This window comes from Winogradskyella psychrotolerans (assembly GCF_018860545.1).
GTDB lineage: Bacteria > Bacteroidota > Bacteroidia > Flavobacteriales > Flavobacteriaceae > Winogradskyella > Winogradskyella psychrotolerans_A.
Genome location: NZ_JAHKPN010000039.1, coordinates 94,989 through 119,125, shown reverse-complemented (window position 1 = coordinate 119,125; position 24,137 = coordinate 94,989). Strand labels below are relative to the sequence as shown.

General features: G+C 33.7%; 17 protein-coding genes. 11 read left to right on the top strand and 6 right to left on the bottom strand.

What is annotated here, in order from left to right; translation table 11 throughout:
- Positions 1-46: 46 nt before the first annotated feature.
- The gene (gene cysM / locus KO515_RS13035) at positions 47-925 is read right to left on the bottom strand and encodes a cysteine synthase CysM (RefSeq protein ID WP_215936779.1); all 879 of its coding nucleotides are present in this window, start codon (positions 923-925) and stop codon (positions 47-49) included.
- A 1-nt stretch (position 926) separates the two neighbouring features.
- Positions 927-1,715: a serine O-acetyltransferase EpsC gene (gene epsC / locus KO515_RS13030; RefSeq protein WP_215936778.1), complete on the bottom strand. Its 789-nt coding sequence runs from the start codon at positions 1,713-1,715 to the stop codon at positions 927-929.
- Positions 1,716-1,965: 250 nt separating this feature from the next.
- Here epsC and KO515_RS13025 point away from each other — a divergent pair, with 250 nt between their 5' ends.
- The 3 genes from KO515_RS13025 to KO515_RS13015 all read left to right on the top strand — a co-directional run bounded on the left by KO515_RS13025 (position 1,966) and on the right by KO515_RS13015 (position 7,021).
- On the top strand, positions 1,966-2,493 hold the full coding sequence (locus tag KO515_RS13025; protein WP_215936777.1) for an inorganic diphosphatase: 528 nt from the start codon (positions 1,966-1,968) through the stop codon (positions 2,491-2,493).
- A gap of 151 nt (positions 2,494-2,644) precedes the next feature.
- Complete coding sequence (locus KO515_RS13020) at positions 2,645-5,062, top strand: sodium-translocating pyrophosphatase (protein ID WP_215936776.1); 2,418 nt, start codon at positions 2,645-2,647, stop codon at positions 5,060-5,062.
- A 141-nt stretch (positions 5,063-5,203) separates the two neighbouring features.
- Positions 5,204-7,021 (top strand): hypothetical protein, encoded by a 1,818-nt coding sequence (locus tag KO515_RS13015; protein WP_215936775.1) that lies wholly within the window; start codon positions 5,204-5,206, stop codon positions 7,019-7,021.
- A gap of 162 nt (positions 7,022-7,183) precedes the next feature.
- Here the strand turns inward: KO515_RS13015 and KO515_RS13010 are convergent, their stop codons facing one another.
- The 3 genes from KO515_RS13010 to KO515_RS13000 form a co-directional block, all read right to left on the bottom strand.
- On the bottom strand, positions 7,184-9,913 hold the full coding sequence (locus tag KO515_RS13010; RefSeq protein WP_215936774.1) for a TonB-dependent receptor: 2,730 nt from the start codon (positions 9,911-9,913) through the stop codon (positions 7,184-7,186).
- A 76-nt stretch (positions 9,914-9,989) separates the two neighbouring features.
- Positions 9,990-10,856 carry a GLPGLI family protein gene (locus KO515_RS13005; RefSeq protein ID WP_215936773.1) on the bottom strand — a complete coding sequence of 289 codons (867 nt, stop codon included), beginning with the start codon at positions 10,854-10,856 and terminating at the stop codon, positions 9,990-9,992.
- A 110-nt stretch (positions 10,857-10,966) separates the two neighbouring features.
- Positions 10,967-11,815: a GLPGLI family protein gene (locus tag KO515_RS13000; RefSeq protein ID WP_215936772.1), complete on the bottom strand. Its 849-nt coding sequence runs from the start codon at positions 11,813-11,815 to the stop codon at positions 10,967-10,969.
- A gap of 125 nt (positions 11,816-11,940) precedes the next feature.
- Between KO515_RS13000 and KO515_RS12995 the strand changes: the two genes are divergently transcribed.
- From KO515_RS12995 to KO515_RS12980, 4 genes are all read left to right on the top strand, one after another.
- Positions 11,941-13,461, top strand: coding sequence for a sensor histidine kinase (locus tag KO515_RS12995; RefSeq protein WP_215936771.1), 1,521 nt, complete (start codon positions 11,941-11,943; stop codon positions 13,459-13,461).
- Entirely contained in the window at positions 13,454-14,137 is a 684-nt protein-coding gene (locus KO515_RS12990) for a response regulator transcription factor (protein ID WP_215936770.1), read from the top strand. Before KO515_RS12995 ends, KO515_RS12990 begins: the two co-directional genes overlap by 8 nt.
- A 94-nt stretch (positions 14,138-14,231) precedes the next feature.
- Positions 14,232-15,026, top strand: a complete 795-nt coding sequence (locus tag KO515_RS12985) for a hypothetical protein (RefSeq protein WP_215936769.1) — start codon at positions 14,232-14,234, stop codon at positions 15,024-15,026.
- A gap of 3 nt (positions 15,027-15,029) precedes the next feature.
- Positions 15,030-15,644, top strand: a complete 615-nt coding sequence (locus KO515_RS12980; RefSeq protein WP_215936768.1) for a deoxynucleoside kinase — start codon at positions 15,030-15,032, stop codon at positions 15,642-15,644.
- Here KO515_RS12980 and KO515_RS12975 read toward each other — a convergent pair.
- On the bottom strand, positions 15,641-16,645 hold the full coding sequence (locus tag KO515_RS12975; protein WP_215936767.1) for an App1 family protein: 1,005 nt from the start codon (positions 16,643-16,645) through the stop codon (positions 15,641-15,643). The genes KO515_RS12980 and KO515_RS12975 overlap by 4 nt on opposite strands.
- A gap of 169 nt (positions 16,646-16,814) precedes the next feature.
- Here KO515_RS12975 and KO515_RS12970 point away from each other — a divergent pair, with 169 nt between their 5' ends.
- The 4 genes from KO515_RS12970 (at position 16,815) to KO515_RS12955 (ending at position 23,876) form a co-directional block, all read left to right on the top strand.
- Complete coding sequence (locus KO515_RS12970; RefSeq protein WP_215936766.1) at positions 16,815-19,376, top strand: S9 family peptidase; 2,562 nt, start codon at positions 16,815-16,817, stop codon at positions 19,374-19,376.
- 132 nt (positions 19,377-19,508) lie between these two features.
- The gene (locus KO515_RS12965; RefSeq protein ID WP_215936765.1) at positions 19,509-21,068 is read left to right on the top strand and encodes an NAD(P)/FAD-dependent oxidoreductase; all 1,560 of its coding nucleotides are present in this window, start codon (positions 19,509-19,511) and stop codon (positions 21,066-21,068) included.
- 44 nt (positions 21,069-21,112) lie between these two features.
- Positions 21,113-23,188: a tetratricopeptide repeat-containing sensor histidine kinase gene (locus KO515_RS12960; protein ID WP_215936764.1), complete on the top strand. Its 2,076-nt coding sequence runs from the start codon at positions 21,113-21,115 to the stop codon at positions 23,186-23,188.
- The gene (locus KO515_RS12955) at positions 23,178-23,876 is read left to right on the top strand and encodes a LytR/AlgR family response regulator transcription factor (protein ID WP_215936763.1); all 699 of its coding nucleotides are present in this window, start codon (positions 23,178-23,180) and stop codon (positions 23,874-23,876) included. Before KO515_RS12960 ends, KO515_RS12955 begins: the two co-directional genes overlap by 11 nt.
- Positions 23,877-24,137: the final 261 nt, after the last annotated feature.

Here is a 24,137-nt window from a genome sequence, read left to right as displayed (position 1 = left end):
CAGTAGAATCTCTTAGCGTCAACAATAAATTGAGATAGATTAATATCTACTCGAATAAGTCCGAGGACAAATACCGATCGCCGCGATCACAAATAATACAAACCACAATGCCGCTCTTTAAATCTTTCACTAATTTTAAAGCAGCTGCTGTCGCTCCTCCACTACTCATTCCGGCTAAGATGCCTTCTTCTTTAGCTAATCGACGTGTCATAGCTATAGCTTCGTTTCTACTGACTTCAATGGTTTGATCTACTTTAGACGCATCAAATATTTTAGGTAAATATTCTAAAGGCCATTTTCTAATGCCTGGAATTTTAGAACCATCTGTGGGTTGTACACCTACAATTTTAACCTCAGGTTTTTGCTCTTTCAGAAATGTAGAGGTTCCCATTATAGTTCCCGTAGTTCCCATCGAAGATACAAAATGTGTAATTGTCCCCTCAGTATCTCTCCAAATTTCAGGACCCGTGGTTTTATAATGCGCTTTCCAATTATCATCATTTGCAAACTGATTAAATGAAAAATAACCTTCGTTTTCTACTTTATTTACAGCATAATCTCTGGCGCCTTCAATTCCCTCTGGATGTAATGTAACCTTCGCACCATAAGCACGCATCGTTTGCACACGTTCTTTGGTGGCTGTATCAGGCATTACCAATTCGATATTCAATTTAAAAATACTAGCTATCATTGCTAAAGCAATGCCTGTGTTTCCACTAGTTGCTTCAATTAATTTTGATGAAGTATCAATTATTTCAGAGTCTAGAGCACTTTTAATCATATTATAAGCGGCTCTATCTTTCACGCTTCCACCTGGATTGTTACCTTCAAGTTTAAAATACAAACTTACCTTAGAATTCGTATTTAATGCCATCGATTTAACGAGAGGTGTATTCCCTATTTGATCTATTAATGTCTTATTCATATCACTTCTTTGCTTTAGCGTAAATTTCTATTTGATGTTTATGCGTCACCACTGAATTATCAGGAACGGACTCCGTTAGCCATGTATTACCTCCTATGACACTATTCTCTCCAATAATTGTATCTCCTCCCAAAATTGTAGCATTCGCATAGATGGTCACGTTTTGCGCAATGGTAGGGTGGCGTTTCATATTTTGAAGTTGCTTTTTAACGGTTAACGCACCTAAGGTTACTCCTTGATACACCTTAACATTATTGTGGATCTCTGTAGTCTCACCTATGACAACACCTGTACCATGATCTATAAAAAAGGAGGCGCCAATAGTAGCTCCAGGATGAATATCTATACCTGTAATCGCATGTGCGTATTCGGTCATTAATCTTGGAATTAAAGGTAAATTCAGTTTATAGAACACCCGAGCCATTCTATAAATAGAAATTGCAAAAAAACCAGGATAAGCGATATATATTTCTTCAATAGATTGTGAGGCTGGATCATTATTATAAATAGCCTCTGCATCTTTATTTAAACTAGCATATAGATCAGGAATATTCGCTTTAAAATCATCCCAACGTTTACATGGCATATTTTTAATTTGGGGACACGCCCTATTTCTAATCGAAATAAAAAGCACTTCTAATTCTTGTAACGCTTGTTCAGCATCAGTGTCAGAATCATAAAAGGCCTTAAAAAGTAGTTTTGTAAAGCGTTCCGAATCCTCCTTTAAAGTCAGAGATACTTTAATGGTTTGCTTATGTTGATTTATAACTTTGATAACTTTCGAATCCATACTTAAAAAACTATTTTAAATGTCGTAGCATTATATTTAACATTACAGACAAAACGAAATTAGTAAAACAATTTGAATAAGAATTTCGATTTTAGAAAAAAGGAAACTTTTGAAGCCCGTATAGATAAACTGAAAACATAATTAATTGCCTAACTCACACAATATATTATCTTTGCTAGACTTAAATTTTTAACTGAAACTTTAATAACGGTTCTAAATAAAATAGAACATCCAAATAAAATTAAGAAACATGTCAGAAAAAGAAGATTTAACTTTCGATGTATTAATTGAAATACCTAAAGGAAGTCGTAATAAATATGAATACGATTTTACCTTACATAAAATACGTTTTGACCGTATGCTTTTTTCATCTATGATGTATCCAGGTGATTATGGCTTTATTCCAGAAACATTAGCTTTAGATAGTGACCCTTTAGACGTATTGGTTTTAGGACACCAGCCAACTTTTCCGATGGTAGTTATGGAAGTTAGACCAATTGGTGTATTTCATATGACAGATGAAAAAGGACCAGATGAAAAAATAATCTGTGTACCAGTTTCAGATCCAATTTGGAGTAACAATAGGGATATTAGCGATTTAAATCCTCATAGACTAAAAGAAATCGAGCACTTTTTCCGTGTATATAAAGACCTAGAGAAAAAGAAAGTTGATGTTGGTGATTGGGGAAATGCAGAAGAGGCTGTGAAAATTTATCATGAATGTGTGCAACGTTATGATGATAGCGAACATAAAAAGAAACGTACATTTACAATTTAAACATTAGATTTAGATTTAGAAATCCTGAGTTTTTCAACTCAAAACTATTAAAAAAGCAATATCAAGTAATTGATATTGCTTTTTTCGTAAAATATAATTGATTTCACTACTTTTACCCAGCTAAAAACTAATCAAATAAAAAATATATTATATGGAATCAATGATGATTTATATGCCAATAGCTTTGGCGCTTTTAGGCTTAATTTACATGTTAGTAAAGCAATCTTGGGTTATGAAGCAAGATGCTGGAGATGGTAAGATGAAAGAAATTTCAGATCACATTTATGAAGGTGCATTAGCTTTCTTAAATGCTGAATATAAATTACTAGCTATTTTCGTAGTTATTGTAAGTATTTTACTTGCAGTGGTTTCATTTATTGTACCAACAACCCATTGGCTAATTGTAATTGCTTTTATTTTTGGAGCAGTATTTTCTGCATTTGCAGGAAATATCGGAATGAAAATCGCAACTAAAACCAACGTAAGAACAACACAAGCAGCGCGTACTAGTTTACCAAGTGCACTTAAAATCTCTTTTGGAGGCGGAACAGTCATGGGACTTGGTGTTGCAGGTTTAGCAGTATTAGGTTTAACGGTATTCTTTATAGTATTCTTTCATTTCTTTATGGGAGGTGTTTGGACCAATACTATGGACATGACTATCGTATTAGAAACACTTGCAGGCTTCTCTCTTGGAGCTGAATCAATCGCTTTATTTGCTAGAGTTGGTGGAGGTATTTACACGAAAGCAGCCGATGTTGGAGCCGATTTAGTTGGCAAAGTTGAAGCGGGTATTCCAGAAGATGATCCTCGTAATCCTGCTACAATTGCAGATAACGTTGGTGATAATGTTGGTGACGTTGCTGGTATGGGAGCCGATTTATTTGGATCTTATGTCGCAACCGTATTAGCTGCTATGGTTCTTGGTAACTATGTTATTAAAGATATGGGTGGTGCTATCTCTGATGCTTTTGGAGGTATTGGACCAATCCTATTACCAATGGCGATTGCTGGAGCTGGAATTATTATTTCTATCATCGGAACAATGTTAGTAAAAATTAAAAGTAATGATGCTAAAGAAGCACAAGTTATGGGAGCTTTAAATATTGGTAATTGGACCTCTATAATCTTAGTTGCAGCCTCTTGTTTTGGGCTCGTCACTTGGATGTTACCAGAAACAATGCAAATGAATTTCTTTGGCGAAGGTTTACAAGAGATTTCTTCAATGCGTGTATTCTGCGCAACCTTAGTTGGTTTGGTGGTAGGAGCTGTGATTTCTTCGGTTACTGAATACTATACAGGATTAGGAAAAAGTCCGATTTTAAAAATAGTACAACAATCGTCTACAGGAGCGGGAACAAACATCATCGCTGGTTTAGCGACAGGTATGATTTCTACATTCCCTTCGGTATTATTATTTGCTGGTGCTATTTGGGCATCTTATGCTTTTGCAGGGTTCTATGGTGTAGCGTTAGCAGCATCTGCAATGATGGCTACAACTGCTATGCAATTAGCCATTGATGCTTTTGGACCAATCTCTGATAATGCTGGTGGCATTGCTGAAATGAGTGAACAAGAACCTATCGTTAGAGAACGTACAGATATTTTAGATTCAGTTGGTAATACGACAGCAGCAACAGGAAAAGGTTTTGCTATTGCTTCTGCGGCTTTAACATCATTGGCTTTATTTGCTGCTTATGTCACCTTCACAGGAATTGATGGCATTAACATCTTTAAGGCACCTGTATTAGCCATGTTATTTGTGGGCGGAATGGTACCTGTTGTATTTTCTGCCTTAGCTATGAATGCTGTTGGTAAAGCAGCAATGGAAATGGTACAAGAAGTACGTCGTCAGTTTAGAGACATTCCTGGAATAATGGAAGGTACAGGACAACCTGAATACGATAAATGTGTAGCGATTTCCACTGAAGCGTCTTTAAAAGAAATGATGTTACCAGGTTTATTAACTATTGGTTTCCCGCTAGTCATTGCTTTCGTTCCTATGATTTTTGGAATGGATCCTTTAGCTATCGCTGAAATGTTGGGTGGATATATGGCTGGTGTTACCGTTTCTGGTGTGCTTTGGGCTATCTTCCAAAATAATGCTGGTGGGGCTTGGGATAATGCTAAAAAATCTTTTGAAGCTGGAGTTGAAATTAATGGCGAAATGACCTTTAAAGGTTCCGAAGCTCATAAAGCTGCTGTAACTGGTGATACGGTTGGAGATCCTTTTAAGGATACTTCTGGACCTTCAATGAACATTTTAATTAAGTTGACCTGTTTAATCGGTTTGGTTATTGCTCCAATATTGGGAGGTCATGCCGAAGAAACTGGTTTGGCAAATAGCGAAGATATTAGCATAGAAACGACTGTACACTCTAAAGATTTAGCTAAAGGCACGGTTAATTACACCACTACAAAAGAAGGTAAAAAAACGTCTGAGGTTATTATTTTTGAAGGCACACAGGCCGAAGTAGAAAAAGAATTAAACGCTTTTGAAGCATCAGTAAAAAACGAAGCTACAGATGTTAAAAAAGTGATTGAAAAAATAGATGTTTCTAAAGGCTAAACTTCATAAATTCACCAATAAAAACCCCTCAACATAATTTAACATGTTGAGGGGTTTTCTTTTAATCATATTTAAATGGTAGGAATTTCTCGAATTGAATTGTTGTATAAGTAAGACATAAACAATCAAAATAAGATCAACATGAAACGTATTAGCAAATTCCCCAAATTTATTTTTCTAATTCTATTATCCCTTCTCACGTTTACATCTTGCCTAAAAGATAATGATGACAACTACTCAGGCGGTGGACAGCAAGAAATCATTCCTGATTCGTTTTCTGAATATTTTGGAAGTGAAATATCTCGAGATTTCTTAGGAACAATTATTGACAAACATCATAATCCAATAGAAGGCGTTTTAATTACTATTGGTGACGATACCGCACTAACAGACAGTAATGGTGTTTTTATCATAAAAGATGCTACCGTTAATGAGCGCTTTGGCTACATTAAAGCTTCAAAAGCAGGCTACATTCATGGTTCTAGAAATGTTGTACCTACTAATGGTACAAATAAAGTAACCATTATGTTATTAGATGCAAATGTTACAGGAACCGTAAACAGTGGTGAAACAGGAAGTGTTTCATTGGCCAACGGAAGTTCCGTAAACTTTGATGGCAACTTCATTAAAGAAGATGGCTCTGACTATTCTGGTACTGTAAATGTCATAGTACACCATTTAGATCCTGCTGATGACGATATGGAATTACAACGTCCAGGTATGTTGTATGCTCAAAATAGCGATGGTGCCGAACGCATGTTACAAACTTTAGGAATGTTAGCAGTAGAATTACGAGGAAGCTCTGGAGAAGAACTGAACTTAGCAGAAGGCTCTACATCCGAAATTAAAATGTATGTTGACCCAAGTTTAATGGCTATTGCTCCTGCAACCATTCCGCTTTGGTATTTTGATGAAACTAAGGGCTATTGGATTGAAGAAGGTGAAGCCACCTTACAAGGCAACATGTATGTAGGCACAGTATCTCATTTCTCATTTTGGAATTGTGATATACCTGCGGAAGCCATTACACTTTGTATTTCAGCTAATAATGATGAAAATAATCCTCTTAATAATCTTTGGCTAAGTATTACAAGTGCCACTTTTGGTACTACATATGGTTACACCAATGAAATTGGAGACGTTTGTGGTTATGTGCCAAGCAATGAAAGCTTAGAACTTAATGTGTATAGTTATGATTTTTGTGGAAGCACTCCTCTTTATTCTGAAATGATAGGTCCATTTTCAACAGATTCTAATATTTCTATAACAGTACAAGAGAGCTCAAACATTATAGAAGAAACTATAGTAGGAAATTTTAATACCTGTGATGATAATGCGGTGACCGATGGCTATGTGCAACTGAAGTATGGTGGTCAAACATTTATAGATGGCGTAAATGATGGCACTTTTGAAATAAGCCTATTACGTTGTGAAGACGACAATACGTTTAAAATAAAAGCAAGTGATTACGTAAATCTTCAAACTACAGATAGTATTAGTTATACGTTTACGACACCGTTAACAAACATCGGAACTATAAGTGCCTGTAATGCTATTACAGAATTTATTCAATATAGCATTGATGATGGCGACTTAACTTATGTTTTAGATAATATAAATGCTGAATTTTACCCTGACTCACCTAATTATAATGGACCAACTCTCAATATTAGTGGATCTAGTTTAAACTGCTTTTATATGTTTGGGACTATAGACGAAACAACTTATGAAGGCACCTATGCCAATTATGACTGGAATGATATTGACGATAGCACTACTGGTTTTAACATTCAAGAATGTATTGATATGTCAAATACTAATAACAATGTTATTTACAACCTAACATCACTCGGAGCCGTAGGTGAATATATTGATATTAATTTTAGCGGAACTTATGAAGGTTATGATGGCGTTCCACATTCTGTAACTGGAGTTGTACATGTATTAAGGGATAATTAAAAACCCTTTTTATTACCAAATAAAAGCCTTGTATTCAAAAGTATGAATACAAGGCTTTTTCTTTTTAAACTTAAACCTGAATTAAAATTGAAATGACATCCAACTTATAAAAACAGGTCTTATTTCTTATGCTTTTCTGTTAACTTTCTTAAGTCTTTTTCCTTACAACGTATACGTCAACCTAAACGTAATAAAACGAGGTAAAATAAACGTTTCAGAACTATACACTGAAATATTACTCGATCCATTGTTCACTTCAGAATCTATATTCAATAAGTTGGTTGCCTTTAGTTGATATTCCCATTTAGCATCTTCATCTTTTCTGTACGATAAACTCCCATTCCAAGTTTGATAGGATTGCGTATCACCAACATTACTACTTTGGCTCGTAAATGAGTAATCCGTTCTAAACGTTAAAGCTTTCCAGAGGTATGCATCAAATTCTACTGAAGGCGCATTAGTGATAAATTGTGTATCGTTATCAGCACCTTGCTTTGTATCTGAGATACTGAATCTGTATTTTAAACTTACATTTGGTGCTTCCCTGAAATTAGTACGTAACTCTGGTGTGTAACTTTGAGAAAACGTTTCATTTATAGATCTTACATCTTCCACAAATTGATTGCTCTTACTGTAATTTAAGTTAACTCTCATACTCGCTCTTAACTTACCATACGTGCGCTGAATACGTCCAATAGCAGTAACACTTTCATCTGCAAAATTTGAATTAAAATAGGTATTGGTTCTTATGACGTTATCAAAGTTAGTATATGATCTAATTTGATCAATATTCTTATTATAATTAAGAATAGCAAAGACATTTGTATAATTAAACAAATTGAAGCTAAAATAGCGTAAACTTAAGTTGTGTGATAACGAATTTTGTAATTCTGGCTCACCATATTGCAAACTATTATAATTATTTAAAACCAAACCTTCTGCTAAACTTGTAACGTCGGTAAATGAGTTTTGCATATTGTACCTAAACGTTAAGCTTTCACTCTTTTTAAACTGAATTTGTGTTTCAAAATCTGGTAAAATTCTAAAGAAATTATCTTCATAGGTTTCGCCAAATTGTGTGTTTTTATTTCCGTAAGCATGAACTGAGAATCCTGGAGTAATTGTAAATTTACCCGTCTTCAATCTGTAATGTAAGCCTAAATAAATATCGCTAAAGTTATATTCTGTATCATTTTCATTTAACAACACCTCACCATCCTCATTCGTTAAACTAGCAACCGGATCAAAGAACGAACCATCATCTAAAAACTGAAAGATATTAGAATTGAATTTCTGATTGCTTAAGATTGTACCTAACGTAAAGTTGATGTTACTTTTAGAATTCAAGATATTATAGTAATCTAATTTTGCATCGAGCTGATTAGATTTTACACGTCGTTCTTGATTTAAATCATAAATACTTTGCCCCGTATCTAAACCTAAAACAGCAGCTGTACTTTCAAAAGCATCCTCTTCCTTTAATCCAATAACATTATAAAAAGGGTCTTCATCCTTAATTAAATGTTGCGCTTCAAAGGCAAAAATATTATTCTCATTTAGCGTGTAGTAATAATTTACATTCTGATTAACGCTAAACGGCTTTGCTTCATCTAACTGATTTGTACTACCCACAACAGATGAAAATTCATTCTGCATTTCAGAATCATCAGAAATTCGTCCGAGCACATCATAGTTTAATTGATTATTGCCATTTGGCTTATACACCGCACTCAATTTTGCCAAACCTTGATTGGTCGCTTCTCTACCCGTTTGTACGGTTTCTTCATCTGGTATTTCTAATTCTGGATTTGTATAACGTACAAAACTCTCTTGGCGCGTTTTTAAGCGATTGGCATTGTAGATTAAAAACCCACTAAGATCTAAGGCTTTATTTGGTGAATAACTAAAGTTAACAGCAGCTAGCTTAGACTCTATAGTTTGTGCATCACCAACGTCTGTTAAACCACTTAACCCATTATCTCCGAGATTAAGACTTGTACCACTACTAGAACTTGGGCTTCTAAATCCACCACCAAAGTTTCTAATATCTCTACCTGTCAATGCAACTTCCCCAATATTATTAATATCACCAATAACATTAATACTGTATTTTGGGCTATAGTAAAACAATTTTGGTTGTACTAAATACAAATTGTCATTTGGTGATGGAGCCACACCTCCACCTGCAGTAACATCTCCAAACCAAAAGTTTTCTTTCCCTTCTTTTAATTTAATGTTTATAGCGACGTTATCTTGGTTATTTTGTACACCACTTAATTGTCCAACCTCAGCATAATTACGTAACACCTGAATTTTATCTACAGCATTTGAAGGAATATTTTGAGTTGCTAATTTTGAATCACCATCAAAGAAATCTTTACCATTAACCATAAGCTTTGTCACTTCCTTACCTTCAACTTCAATTTTACCTTCCGAAGTGATCTCTACACCTGGTAATTTCTTTAACACATCTTCAAGTTTCCGTTCAGTGCCGCTTTTAAAAGAATCTGCATTGTAAATTAATGTATCTCCTTTTATAGTCACTGGCATATCATACGTTAACTCAACAGCATCTAGCATATTATCTGACAACATGCTAAAATCTTTAGTAATATCTATTTCTTTAGTTACTATGGTTTCGTCAACTGATTTTAAACCTATATAACTCACTTGAACACTATAAGTTCCGTTCTCTCCTAATGAAATAACATATTTCCCATTGGCATCTGTAATGGCATAAGATTCTAATGTATTGGATTCTTTATTAATTGCAATAATATTGGCTAATTCTAAAGGTTCGCCAATACTATCTCTTACAACGCCTTGCATTTTAATTTGAGCAAAAGAACTCATTACTACTAAAGTAAATAGCAGTGCTAATATATTTTTCATATAAATAATTTCTATGGTTGGTATTTGAGAGCGTGGTTTAGACTCTGCTCTTCATTAGAGTTGGTTAGTTGTAATTTTAATTTCTTCCGCGTCCTCCGCCTCGTCCACCACGTCCGCCATACATTTCGCGCATCTCTTCCATCTTTTTAGTAGTGATTTCGGTATATTCTGCTTGTGTTACCACTTGACCTTTTTTAGGCTTTTCAATGGTTTCCTTGTCTTTTGGATTTAATACAATCTGCGTACAAAGTATCGTTGTACGATCTGCATTAACTTCTAATATTAATCCCGGTAAACCCCAATAATCATCTGGTCCTTGATTAACAGGAATTTGAGGTGTGTACCAAGCCACAACCTCTATAGTTTTTGGTGCTTTAGGCGTATTAGAATCTGTAGTATCTTTCTCCGTATCATTTCGATCTCTTCCTCTCGGACCTCTAAAACTACTAATATCTAATCCACTAGGAACTACAGTTGCCGTAGCTTTAAAACAGGTATATTGACCTATTACCTTGGTTTCAGTACCCATTTTCCATTCTAAATCTTTCAATTCGTCTTTAATCAAAAATTGCTTACCAAAAAACTCTTGGTCTTGAATCATTTCTTTAGTTTGTACATTCTTATATTTTGGTCCACCAGATAAACTAGCTCCAAAACCTCGTCTACCACCACTACTTCCTGGTGCAGCTAATTTTTCTTCCTCTTTATAAATAGATTCTGATTTAGTAAAGGTTAATGTATATTCTTTTTCTAAAAAGCTCTTCATACGTTCTTGAATTTGCTTTTTTCGCTCTGGAGTCATGTCTTGTCCTCCAAATTGATCCATATCCATAGTTGTTTTGGACATATAAACCGCTTTGCCTTGAAAATCTTGTGCAAATAAATTAGTGCTAGTAAAAAACAAAGTTAATACTATCGCAATCTTAAATGGTAATCTATTCATTCTTAGTGTTCTAATTAAATTCGGTATCGAATTTGGTTCATCTTACGTCCATAAGACTCTACAAATGAATAAAAGTTAAGTCTCAACTTGTTAAACTTATGTTAAGAAAATTAACCTCCAATTGATATATGGATTGCTCCATCTTTAGATCCTCTACTTGGAGCATAACGCTCCATCATTTCTTTTGTTTTTTTCTCCATAATATCATCATATTCCATTTGCGAAACTGCTTTACCTTTGGTAGGTTCTTCAATCTCTATTTTTTCTTCGGGATTGATGACAATTTTACTACAGATAACTGTTAGTTTTCCATCGTGGATTTCTAAAATTAAACCAGGAAGCCCTTGGTACTTTGCAGGACCATTACTTACAGGAATCTGAGGCGTGTACCAAGCTGTTATAGTACGTTCTTCCATTTCTGGTTCTTTATCCTCCGCATTGTCATCCTCAATATTTGAATTACTATTAAAGTTTAAATTCATTTTAGGAATCTGTTTCGAATACGTTGCTTTAAAACACAGGTATTCACCAATATGTTTTGTATCAGATTCTAGCTTCCATTCGATTGGAGAAATAGAATCTTTAATTAAGAAATTCTTTCCCATCGTTTCTTTTTGATCAGCATAAGTTTTGTGCTTAATATTTTTATAAAACACATCTGAACCACTGCTGCCAAAAGACATCTGAATTCCACCTCCAACTTGAGGTTTATCTAATTCTGCTTCTTGTTTATATAAAGATGAATTTTTATCAAAAGTTAATAGGTATGTTTTCTGAAACTGCTTTTTCATCATCTCCATCATTCGCTTTTGCATCGCATCGTTCATTTTGGTGCTGTCCATTTTAATATCAAAATCGCGATGAGTTCTATATGTGGCTACTCCTTGAAAATCTTGGGCGCTCATAAAGGTCGTAGAGCTTAGTACTATTAAAATTATAAGTCTTAAAATGGTTGTCATTAGTTTTTGGTTTTACAGTTAACACCCTACAAATATCTACAAGTTAACGTAAGTATAAGGTTAACTAATGTTAACGTGTGTTAACCGATAACTTAAACTAAATAATTACTTTATACATTTGAATTATGGATACTAAAAGATATCGCTTAATATTATATACCATTGTAGTAGTCATCGTCTCAACCATTGGTATTCAAATCTATTGGAATTATAAAAATTACCAAACCAACAAGCAACAGCTTATTAACGACGTACAAATTAGCTTAGACAAAGCGGTAGATGACTATTATACAGCCTTAGCGGAACGGACAACTATTGGTGTTTTTCTAGAAGGTAAAGAACAAAAGAATGCTTTTAAGGAAGGTAGTAAACTACAAAATTTCTTGAAAAACATTAAAGAGACAAGTCGAGAATTTAAAAACATAGACTCATTAGATGTCAACGCTATTGAAGGTATAACTATACTTAGAGGGCTTAAGGCAGACTCACTATTCCAAAAGCAAAGTGAAGAACGAGACTCTTCATCAAAAGATAAATTAGACCGTCTAAATAACAAAGATGCCACTTTAAGAAATGCTGAATTTTTGACCTCTAAAGTCATGATTTCTATAAATAATGATACTCTTGATCTTAAGGCTGTAGAACATCAAATAGCAGAAGAATTTAAACGAAAAAATATTGATGTCCGTTTTTATTTAGATTATAAAAAACCTAATCACAGCATAGACTATTTAATTAAAACCAAAGAAACACCACTTGCAGACCATAGCCAAACACCGAAGGCTTATTTAAAAACCGATTCAAAATCCACATTTCTACCCAAAGGATCATTATTAACTATTCTATTCACCAACACCACTAAAGTTATTTTATATCGTATACTCGGAGGGATCCTCATATCTACACTTTTGGTTTTAGCCGTAATCAGTTGCTTATTTTATCTTTTAAAAATCATAAAATACCAGAAGCAATCAGCAGAAGTCAAAAATGATTTAATTAGTAATATTACACATGAGTTTAAAACACCTATTGCCACCATAAGTGCGGCATTAGAAAGTATTAATAATTTTAATGCCATTGATGATAAAGCTAGAACAAAAAAATACCTCAACATGTCTTCTGAGCAGTTAGGAAAATTGACAATTATGGTCGAAAAATTATTAGAAACCGCGACTTTAGATAGTGACAATTTAGAATTAAATAAAGAAACTTTTAATCTCGTTGAATTGCTAGGGTCATTGATAAATCGCTATAAAATGCAATATTCAGAAACTACATTTACATGCGATTTTCAACTTGAAAGTTTAATTATTAAAGCAGATATTTTTCATATTGAAAACGCATTAAACAATGTACTAGACAATGCTGTAAAATATGGCGGAAATAGGATTTCTGTGACTCTCATAGCTCATAAAAACGAAACAAATATTCTAATTTCAGATAATGGGAATAGTTTAACCAAAACAAGCAAAGACCAAATTTTCGAAAAATTTTATCGTGTTCCAAAAGGCAACACCCACGATGTTAAAGGATTCGGCATTGGTTTATATTATACTAAAACCATTATCGAAAAGCATAACGGTTCTATTGTGTTGGAATTACATCCTGAATTAACCACTTTTAAAATCACCCTTCCAAATGGCTAATAAAATCAAACTGTTATTGGCTGAAGACGAAGCGTCTCTTGGGCAAATTATTAAAGAAAGTCTTGAAACCCGAAATTTCGAAGTCATACTTTGTGAAAATGGAGACATTGCCTTAAAAAAGTATCAAACCGAAGCGCCAGAACTATTAATACTCGATGTTATGATGCCCAAAAAAGATGGTTTTACTTTGGCTAAAGACATTAGAGCTATTGATGATACGATTCCTATAATATTTCTAACGGCAAAATCACAAACAGCAGATGTTGTTGAGGGCTTTTCTTTAGGGGGGAACGATTACCTAAAAAAACCGTTTAGTATTGAAGAACTTATAGTAAGAGTTCATAATTTAGTTTATAGAACCAAAACTCAAAAGACGTCAGAAGTCATAACGCTTGGAGAGTTTACTTTCGATTTCCCAAAGCAACAATTAAAATTTAAAAACGACAACTTTGTACAGCTCACACACAGAGAAGCACATTTACTATTTCATCTGATTAAAAACAAAAACCAAGTATTAGACCGTTCTGTAATATTGAATAAACTTTGGGGCACTGATGATTTTTTTACGGCTAGAAGTATGGATGTTTTCATTACCAAGCTACGCAAAAAATTAAGCAAGGATGCGAACATTCAGATTATTAATGTGAGAGGATTTGGATATAAATTGACCGATTAAATTATAGATAAGCCTATCATTAAAAAAACCTGCGAGGTCCTGAGGCAAAGTCTAACACATTTTTCGTACTTTTCATGCCTATTCACCTACAATCATGCAAAAGTTAATATATTTTTTTCTACTCTTCGGATGTCTTAGCTTTTCACAACAGGACGTACAAAAACAAATCACAGCAATCTTAAAAGATTCAACACAACTAGAAGCGAAAGCCATTTTTGGAATTGATAATTTCGGTACGCTTTACTATGCCACTGACAACAATTCATTTCATAAGAAAACAAAAGATACTATTATTACCTATGCCAATTTTCAATTGGGAGACATTACCTCTGCAAATACATTTAATCCCTTAAAGTTAAATCTCTTTTATAAAGACTTTAATACGGTTGTGATTTTAGATAATCGTTTGGCTGAAATTAAAAAAGTAGATTTTAATACTATCCAACCCTACAAAAACGTGTCTTTTGTGTCTTCAGGCTATGATAATTCGCTTTGGCTATTCAATCAAGATTATCAATATTTAGAATTGTATGATTTTAAAACCAATAAAATTAAACTGAAAACGGTACCTGTTCAATCTGAGGTGTTAGACTTAAAAAGCGATTATAATTATTGCTATTTACTCACTAAAAATTACCTCTACGTGTATAATTACTTTGGCAGTTTAATCCGAAAAATAGAAAACTCAGGTTATGAAGGCTTAGCATTTAATGAAGCGCATTTAGTTCTAAAAAAAGATGAATCACTATTTATCCTAGAAAAAAACAAGTCCATAATTAAACCCATTCTACATCCAAAAATGTTAATAAAACAGTTTTTGGTAACCAATGAAACGGTGTATATTTACGACTTCAATTTACTACGTCGTTACCAATTAAAAATAGAATAGATTATGCATTTTGCCGTTGCAGGAAATATAGGAGCTGGAAAAACAACACTCACAAAATTACTCGCCAAACACTTTAAATGGGAGGCACAATTGGAAGACGTTGTGGACAACCCGTATTTAGATGATTTTTATAATCAGATGGAACGTTGGAGCTTCAATTTACAAGTCTATTTCTTAAACAGTAGGTTTCGCCAAGTCAATCAAATTCACGATAGTGGAAAAGACATCATTCAAGACAGAACCATCTATGAAGATGCACATATTTTTGCTCCTAACTTGCACGCTATGGGTTTAATGACTAATCGCGATTTTGAGAATTACTCATCACTTTTTGAGCTCATGGAATCGTTTGTCAAAGGTCCAGATTTATTAGTTTACCTGCGTAGTTCTATTCCTAACTTAGTGGCTCAAATTCATAAAAGAGGCCGCGATTATGAAAACACCATTAGTATCGATTATTTAAGTCGCTTAAACGAACGTTACGAAGCTTGGATTTCTACTTATGACAAAGGGAACTTACTTATCATTGATGTAGATAATTTAGATTTTGTTGCCAATCCTGAAGATTTAGGAGATATTATTAATAGAATCGATGCACAGATTAATGGGTTATTTTAAACAATAAATCCACTTTCTCTAGCATGTTTAATGGCTTGCTCACTATTTTCAACTAATACCATAGGTGTTGTTTTATAACCTTCAACAATATCTCTAACGCGCAACATTTTCTTTTTGTGTTTTACGCTACGTAAATAAATAGCTAAAATTCGATCAGGAAATTCTTCAGCAATTTCTATATAAATATCCGGATCATGCTCACCACTATCTCCAATTAAGATAAAAGGTAAATCTGGATATGTTTTAAGCAGGTTCAAAATTTCCTTTTGTTTTTGTGGTTTGTCGTCATGCGATTTTTTTCGGAGCAGATTACTAAGACTTCGTAATAAAATAGGTCCTTTAGGGAAATTATTCTGCCTTAAAAAAAGTTCCAAATAACGATACAAATTCCAAGGACTATGACTTACATAAAAAATAGGATTGGCATTACTACCGGAAACACCACGATGTAATTTATGATAAAATTCTGCAGAACCCTCTAATGGAATTCTATTCTTTGCATGTTTAAAAATAGAGTTATAAATCACTTTCCATTTCAAAATAGAAACTACTCCCGTGTGTAAAATAGTATCATCAATATCACTGGCTACACCAAATTCAGCTTTTTGAGACGGAATTAAAAGTTCGCCTGGAAATTTATTTTTATTTTGAATAACCCGTTTAATCCCAATATCATTATAAGATAATTCATAAGACAACCAACCTTCTTCATTTGTTAAGTCATTTAGGTTTTCTAAGTTTTCTTTTACTATAAAATACCCATTATCATCGGTTGTAACCTTTAAAACTTTATTATTGGGAAGCTTTAAATCTAAACCAACATGTTTAATTTCATCGGTTTCAAAACGTTTCCAAGTATTCACAATGAGATGCCAAACATGTTGATCATCTAAGTCAATAGATTCGTCTTCCAAAGCTCTACCTCTAGCGTAAAAATGGGAATCCGTTCCATAACCTTGAAACGCAATAATTTGTAAAGGATCCTTTTTAAACCAACTCAATTATCTTTCAATTTATTTTTAGAATTTGAATATACTAAAAACGCTTTAATTGCGTACCACTAGTGCAATTAATTCGTTAGCCTAATGTTAAATATTTACCAACTTTATAATATTCAAAGTATTTTAGGCAAATTCAACATATAAACTCATCTTAAACCACCCACTACGTATGCAAAAATTAATACTTCTTCTCTTTTTAAGCTTATCATTTAATCTCATAAGTGCACAAAGTAGCGACAAAGAAAGTCAGACTCCAACACCAAATTACAGAGCTGCAGCTAAATACTCTCCAACCAACTTGGGAAAACTAGTACATTCAACTTCTGTAAGACCTAATTGGCTAAAAACTGGAAATCGTTTTTGGTACCAATACAAAACCACTGAAGGGTCTAAATATTATATTGTTGATGCCGATCAAAAAACTAAAAAAGTCCTTTTTGATAATGAAAAAATGGCAAAATGGCTCACTGAAATCACCAAAGATCCATATGACGCACAGCATTTACCAAGGTTCAATTTTGAATTTGTAAAAAATGACACCGCCATAAGATTCTATGTGACATCTACCGAAAAAGTAGATGAAGAGAAAAAGGACGATGACTTAGAAGAAGAAAAAGAGACGCTAAAAGAAACAGATTCTACTAAAACAGATAAAAAGAAAAAAGCTAAAGCTAAAGCTAAAAAACCTAAAAAAGTAAATAAGGTGTATCACTTGGAGTACCGTCTTGGCAGTAATGGTTTAACAGTTGTTAGTAACAAGAAAAAAGAAAAAGAAGATTGGAAAAAGTGGGCTAACATTGCTCCAGACAGCTCGGTAGTATTATTTTCTAAACACCATAATTTATATTGGATGGATAAGGAAAACTTTCTAAAAGCTGTAGAAAATGAAAAAGATACGACTATTGTAGAAAACCAATGGACTACAGATGGTGAGGAAAACTATGGCTACGGTAGCAGTGGAAGAGGTGAAAACAACGAAACCAAAATTAAAAATAAAGATAAACGTAAATCGGTTCGTGGTATTTGGTCTCATGATTCCAAAAAATTTGTGTTCCAAAGAACAGATTCAAGACATATCAATGACCTGTGGGTAATTAACACCACCTCTGGAAAACGACCTACTTTAGAGACGTATAAATATCATATGCCAGGAGAAGATGAATATTACAAGACAGAACTTCATGTGTTTGATATCCCTTCAAAAAGTAATATCCAAGTACAATTAGATACGGTAAAACAGCAAAGTATTCAAGTATATCGTGAGCCACGAAAACAATCAGTTTATGATAATGATTTTTCACCGTCTTTACTCTTATCAAAAAAAGGGAAAATTTATTACAGTACTATTAGCAGAGATCGTAAAAAACTAGATATCTGTGTGGCTGATATCAATACAGGAGAAACCAAAGTGTTAATTGAAGAACGTTTTAACACCTATATAGAATCACGTCCATTAGTATTGTTAAATAACGAAACCGAAATGCTGCATTGGGCAGAACGTTCGGGTTGGGCACACTATTATTTGTATGACACTGAAGGAAACTTAAAAAATCAAGTGACTTCTGGCTCCTACCATGTTGAACGCGCAATAGGCGTTGATGAAAAAAGCAGAACCCTTTACTTTACGGCCCATGGTATACCAAAAGATCAAGACCCATATTACGAGCACATGTATAGTGTTAACTTAAATGGCACTGGACTAAAGGCTTTAAATCCTGGTGATTTCAATTCAAGTACTGACATGTCAGATTCTAATGCTTATTTTGTGAGTAACTATTCTAGAGTAGACACCGTTCCTAAATCAGAATTAAGATCGAGTACCGGAAAACTTATCATGACACTAGAAGAGGCCGATTTATCACAATTAATGGCTACAGGTTATCAATTTCCTGAGACTTTTAAAATGAAAGCAGATGATGGTATTACTGATATTTATGGTGTCATGTATAAGCCTTATGATTTTGATGACACAAAAAAATATCCACTATTAGAATATGTTTATCCTGGGCCACAGACGGAAGCTGTAAACAAATCGTTTTCTGTTAGAATGGATCGTTTAGACCGTATGGCACAAGTAGGCTTTATTGTAGTCACTATGGGAAATCGTGGTGGCCATCCAGACCGTTCTAAATGGTATCATAATTACGGTTATGGTAACCTAAGAGATTACGGCTTGGCAGACAAAAGACATGTTGCAGAGCAACTCGCGGACCAACATGATTTTATCGATATCGAAAAAGTAGGGATTTATGGTCATTCCGGTGGTGGATTTATGTCTACCGCTGCAATGTTAGTATACCCTGATTTCTTTAAAGCCGCAGTGTCTTCAGCCGGAAACCATGACAATAGCATTTATAACAGCTGGTGGAGTGAAACGCATCATGGTGTACAAGAAGAAATGGATGACGATGGTAATGTGAAGTACAAATATCTCATTGACAATAACCAATCGCTAGCTAGAAATTTAAAAGGAAAATTAATGCTAATCACTGGTGATGTAGACAATAACGTGCATCCTGGAGGTACCATTAGAATGGCAAATGAATTGATTAAAGCAAATAAACGTTTCGATTTTATGCTTATGCCAGGACAACGCCATGGATTTGGAAGTATGACGGAATATTCGTTTTGGCTGCGTGCAGATCATTTTAGCAAACACTTGCTTGGTGTAGAAGCTACTGATGTAGACATTACTGAAATAAACCGAGACCAACCTAAAACGAAATCCTAACCAGCGAAAACACCTTTAAATAAAACCACGTTCTATAGCGTGGTTTTTTTTTGCATTTGAGTAAATGAAATCATTTTACGTTATTACAAATTAATATATTTTGAAGACATTTCTTTTCTTTAATTTTGCAACATGATAAAAGCCTTACAATTACGTATTAATTTACACGAAGAAAAACAGCCAGATGGTTTGCTAAACAAAGCGGCCTACGATTTGGGTATGAAACCTTCTGAGATTTCAGGAATCAAAGTTCTGAGAAAATCAATTGATGCACGTAAGCGAAACATCATGTTTAATTATAAAGTTGAAATTTATATCAACGAACCACTTCCTGAAACTTCAGAGTACCATTTTGATTACAAAGATGTATCCAAAGCAAAACCAGTTCACATCATCGGATTTGGTCCTGCAGGCATGTATGCGGCATTGCGTTGTATTGAATTGGGTTTTAAACCCATCGTCTTAGAACGCGGCAAAAATGTAAAAGACCGTCGGCGCGATTTAAAAGCCATTAATCAAGATCATTTTGTTAACGAAGATTCAAATTATTGCTTTGGAGAAGGTGGTGCTGGCACGTATTCTGATGGGAAATTATATACACGAAGCTTAAAACGCGGTGATGTTCGTCGCATATTTGAAAACTTAGTATATCACGGAGCTACTGATCAGATATTAGTAGATGCCCATCCACATATTGGAACGAATAAATTACCTAAAGTCGTTCAGAATATTAGAGAAAATATTATCAAGTTTGGTGGTGAAGTTCATTTTGAATCTAGAGTTTCCGACTTCACCATTAAGCATAATAAAATTGTGGCTATTCAACTTCAAAATGGCAAAGAACTAGACGTTGAAAAAGTCATTTTAGCCACAGGACATTCCGCAAGAGATATTTTCTACTTATTGAATGACAAAAAAATTCAACTTGAAGCCAAATCGTTTGCCATGGGAGTTAGGGTAGAACATCCGCAAGAGATTATCGATGGCATTCAATACCATTGTAAAGGTGAACCACGAGATGAATTACTTCCAGCCGCATCATATAGTTTAGTACAACAGGTTAATGATAGAGGTGTATATTCATTTTGCATGTGTCCTGGTGGATTTATTGTTCCTGCAGCGACAGCTAATGGAGAAGTGGTTGTAAACGGTATGTCTCCTTCAAAACGAAATAATAAGTTTGCTAATTCTGGTATTGTCACCGAAATTAATGCCGATAAAGATTTATATAAATACGAACATTTTGGACCTTTAAAAGCCTTAGAATATCAAAAAGATTTAGAGCGTTTAGCCTTCACATCTGGAGGACGCAGACAATCTGCTCCTGCTCAAAGACTAACGGATTTTGTTGAGGGTAAAATGTCTTCGTGTTTAAACGAAACCTCTTATCAACCCGGTTTAAAATCAGCACCATTACATTCCTTATTACCTAAAATAATTGGTGGTTCTTTACGAAAAGGGTTTAAGGCCTTTGGAGAAAAAATGAAAGGGTATTACACTGAAGAAGCAAATATAATTGGTGTAGAATCTCGAACCTCATCCCCTGTAAATATTCCAAGAACGGAATCTTTAGAACATCCAGAAATCAGTAATCTATTTCCTTGTGGTGAAGGTGGTGGTTATGCAGGTGGAATAATTTCTGCGGCCATGGATGGAGAACGTTGTGCCGAAGCCGCAACTACAAATTTTTAAAGCTATGTATTGCATAACCCATTGTAAAAAAGCACGTCTATAAAATGAAATATACCTATTTATTAATAGTGCTGTTTATTACAAGCAAGGGGCTTGCTCAGGCTGATGTGCAGAAGCAAAAAGCCCTAGATTCAGCTTACCACATTGCCACTAATATCACAAAGCCAATTGAAGAAAGACTAAATGCCTTTAGTTATTGTTGTTGGAAATCAGTTTATTCAGATTTTAATCAAGGGCTACAATATAGCGCTGAGTATCTCGAATTAGCAAAGACTAGTAAAAATCACAAACGAACATCTCAAGCTTATCATTTTCTAGGACATACTTATATGATGTTAGGTGATATTGATAATGCAAAAAATACGTTAATAGAAGGTTTAGATTTCTCAATACAGCACAAAACTTATCTAGGAATTGCTAAAATTTACGGTGATCTCGGCAACTTAAATAACAGTATAGGCAACGCTTCACTCGCTTTAGACTACCATTTTAAAAGTCTCGATATTGCGAATAAGCACGAAATCAATGTAGAATACGCTAGATCTAAAATTAATATAGGAGAAATCTATGAGGCTCAAGGCCAATACAAACTAAGTTTAGAAACTTTTGAAGAGGCCTTAAATTTCTGTATTGACCATAATTATATTGGATACATGGCTTCCATTTATGAAAGTCTTGGAGATATAAATGTTACAATTAAAGAATATAAGACTGCCGAAAAAAACTATACGACAGCCATATCTTACGCTAAAAGGTTATCTAATAACAACAGACTTATTAATGCTTTAAATAAAATAGGAGAATTACATTTAGAACTAAACAACTTATCAGAAGCTAAAAAAAATTACAACGCAGCTTTAGATATTGCTGCAACTAGTAAAGCTGTAGTGCTAGAGGCAAACGTAAGAACGAATTTAGCGCATTTACATTTACAGCAAAATGAAACCAAAGCAGCCAAAGAGAACATAACATGGGCAATTCAACACTTAGAGCGTTTAAATATTAAAGATGATTTAGATAAAGCTTATGTTGTTGCTGCAAAAACCTACCAAGCTTTAAATCAAAAAAAGGAAAGTATCACCTATTATAATAAAGCGTACCAAATTGCAAAAACCACTAATAATATTAACACCCTAAAATTAGCGAGCTACGGTCTCGCTGAAGCCTACGAAGAAGATGGAGACCTATCTAAGGCCCTCATGTATTATAAGGAATTTAATAATTATAATAATCAGGTTAGAAATAAGGAAGGTATTCAAGATATTATTCGCATTGAACTTCAAGATGTTTACCATCAAAAGTCATTGACAGACAGTATTACTAAAGCCAATGAATTTAAGCTACTTCAATATGAATATGAAAAAAAAGAAGAACGTAATAAGTTAAAAAATTACACAGCTGTTTCTAGCATTATAATACTTATAATCATAGTTTTATGCATTACTTATTTTTACTATCAAAAAAAGAAAGTTGCAGCAGTACTTGCGGCAAAAAACAGTACCATAAAAGAAGCTTTGAGTGATAAAGAAATTTTATTAAAAGAAGTCAACCATCGTGTTAAAAATAATATGCAAGTGGTGTCTTCATTATTACATTTAAAATCTAAAAACACATTAAACGAGCTTGCAAAAGAAGTTTTAATGGACAGTAAAAAAAGAATAGATGCTTTGCAATTGGCACATCAAAAAATGTATCTAAAAGGGAATTATAAGGAAATAGATGTTTTAGAATATTTTAATGACATTGTAGATCTAATATTAAAACCTATTAAATCAGAACAAGACAGCTTTACCGTGCAAGGTGAGGAATTATGGATTAATGTTGAACAGGCACAAACCTTAGGTTTTATTTTACATGAGCTAATTGCCAATAGCATCAAACACGCCTGGGACAAAAACAATCCTAAAATAGTAAAAGTTAGTATTTTAAAATCAAACAATACCATTGCATTTAATTATACTGATAACGGCAAAGGCTTACCCAAAGACATTGATATTACAACAATACAATCTTTTGGAATGAAATTAATATATTCCCTTGTAACTAGACAATTACTTGGTAAGATACGCGTAAACAATACGGTTGGGTGCTCGGTTAACATTAAATTCAATGCGAGATAACGAAAAAATAAAAGTGTTAATTGTAGATGATGATGTATTTATATCAGAGCAATTAAATATTATTTTAGAAGATTTAGGATACCACGTAACGGATATTGCGTTTAATGCCGAAAGTGCCATAAATGCGTTGAAAGTAAATACGCCAGACATTGTTATAACAGACATAAATATGCATGGTAGAAATCAAGGTTTTGAAATTGCCAAATACATCAATAATCATTTAAGCATTCCATTTATATTTCTGACTTCCTTTGCAGATCCTTCAACTGTAAAAGAGGCTTCACAATTAACACCAAATGCGTACTTACTAAAACCTTTTAATGAAGGAAATATTTTTTCAACTTTAAATATTGTTTTAGACAGATACCATAAAAAACATAATTATTTCTGTATTAAAATTGGTCATCAAATACATAAAGTAAAAGAAGACGATTTACTTTTTATTATGTCTTCTGATAAATATATAGAAATTCACACAACCACGAAGAAGTATTTAAAACGAGGTACTATAGATCATTTTATTCAGGAAAATGCTCTTAAGGGAGTGAATCGCGTACATCGATCCTATGCAGTTAAATTAGATAATATTGATAGTGTAAAAGGTTCTATTATTTATATTCAGGACCGAGAAATTCCAATATCAAACACCTACAAAGCGGAATTTAAGAAAGCCTATAGCTCATTTTAATAATCACATTTTTAGCGTGAAATTTAATTAAATGGCCTTCTCAAATAAAAAGGGACTTAGAGCAGATCATCATAACTTTCCACGTACAAAACTCCTTACTTCACGACATTTTTTTTCACAGCTTCCTTTATTACCCTAATTTCGTTTAGAACACTTACCTACTTATTTATGAAAAAAAAATCAATATTAATATTTGTATTAATACTATATGCTGTAGCATTAGTTTTAGCACAAAGCTTAATACTATTAGGCCTCAACTAA

What these genes read in the sequence shown, in the direction of transcription:
- KO515_RS12980 (WP_215936768.1), top strand. Translation starts at nt 15,030, where the DNA reads ATGCATTTTGCCGTTGCAGGAAATATAGGAGCTGGAAAAACAACACTC.
- KO515_RS12970 (WP_215936766.1), top strand. Translation starts at nt 16,815, where the DNA reads ATGCAAAAATTAATACTTCTTCTCTTTTTAAGCTTATCATTTAATCTC.
- KO515_RS13020 (WP_215936776.1), top strand. Translation starts at nt 2,645, where the DNA reads ATGGAATCAATGATGATTTATATGCCAATAGCTTTGGCGCTTTTAGGC.
- KO515_RS12965 (WP_215936765.1), top strand. Translation starts at nt 19,509, where the DNA reads ATGATAAAAGCCTTACAATTACGTATTAATTTACACGAAGAAAAACAG.
- KO515_RS13015 (WP_215936775.1), top strand. Translation starts at nt 5,204, where the DNA reads ATGAAACGTATTAGCAAATTCCCCAAATTTATTTTTCTAATTCTATTA.
- KO515_RS13000 (WP_215936772.1), bottom strand. Translation starts at nt 11,815, where the DNA reads ATGACAACCATTTTAAGACTTATAATTTTAATAGTACTAAGCTCTACG.
- cysM (WP_215936779.1), bottom strand. Translation starts at nt 925, where the DNA reads ATGAATAAGACATTAATAGATCAAATAGGGAATACACCTCTCGTTAAA.
- epsC (WP_215936778.1), bottom strand. Translation starts at nt 1,715, where the DNA reads ATGGATTCGAAAGTTATCAAAGTTATAAATCAACATAAGCAAACCATT.
- KO515_RS12960 (WP_215936764.1), top strand. Translation starts at nt 21,113, where the DNA reads ATGAAATATACCTATTTATTAATAGTGCTGTTTATTACAAGCAAGGGG.
- KO515_RS13025 (WP_215936777.1), top strand. Translation starts at nt 1,966, where the DNA reads ATGTCAGAAAAAGAAGATTTAACTTTCGATGTATTAATTGAAATACCT.
- KO515_RS12955 (WP_215936763.1), top strand. Translation starts at nt 23,178, where the DNA reads ATGCGAGATAACGAAAAAATAAAAGTGTTAATTGTAGATGATGATGTA.
- KO515_RS12990 (WP_215936770.1), top strand. Translation starts at nt 13,454, where the DNA reads ATGGCTAATAAAATCAAACTGTTATTGGCTGAAGACGAAGCGTCTCTT.
- KO515_RS12985 (WP_215936769.1), top strand. Translation starts at nt 14,232, where the DNA reads ATGCAAAAGTTAATATATTTTTTTCTACTCTTCGGATGTCTTAGCTTT.
- KO515_RS13005 (WP_215936773.1), bottom strand. Translation starts at nt 10,856, where the DNA reads ATGAATAGATTACCATTTAAGATTGCGATAGTATTAACTTTGTTTTTT.
- KO515_RS12995 (WP_215936771.1), top strand. Translation starts at nt 11,941, where the DNA reads ATGGATACTAAAAGATATCGCTTAATATTATATACCATTGTAGTAGTC.
- KO515_RS13010 (WP_215936774.1), bottom strand. Translation starts at nt 9,913, where the DNA reads ATGAAAAATATATTAGCACTGCTATTTACTTTAGTAGTAATGAGTTCT.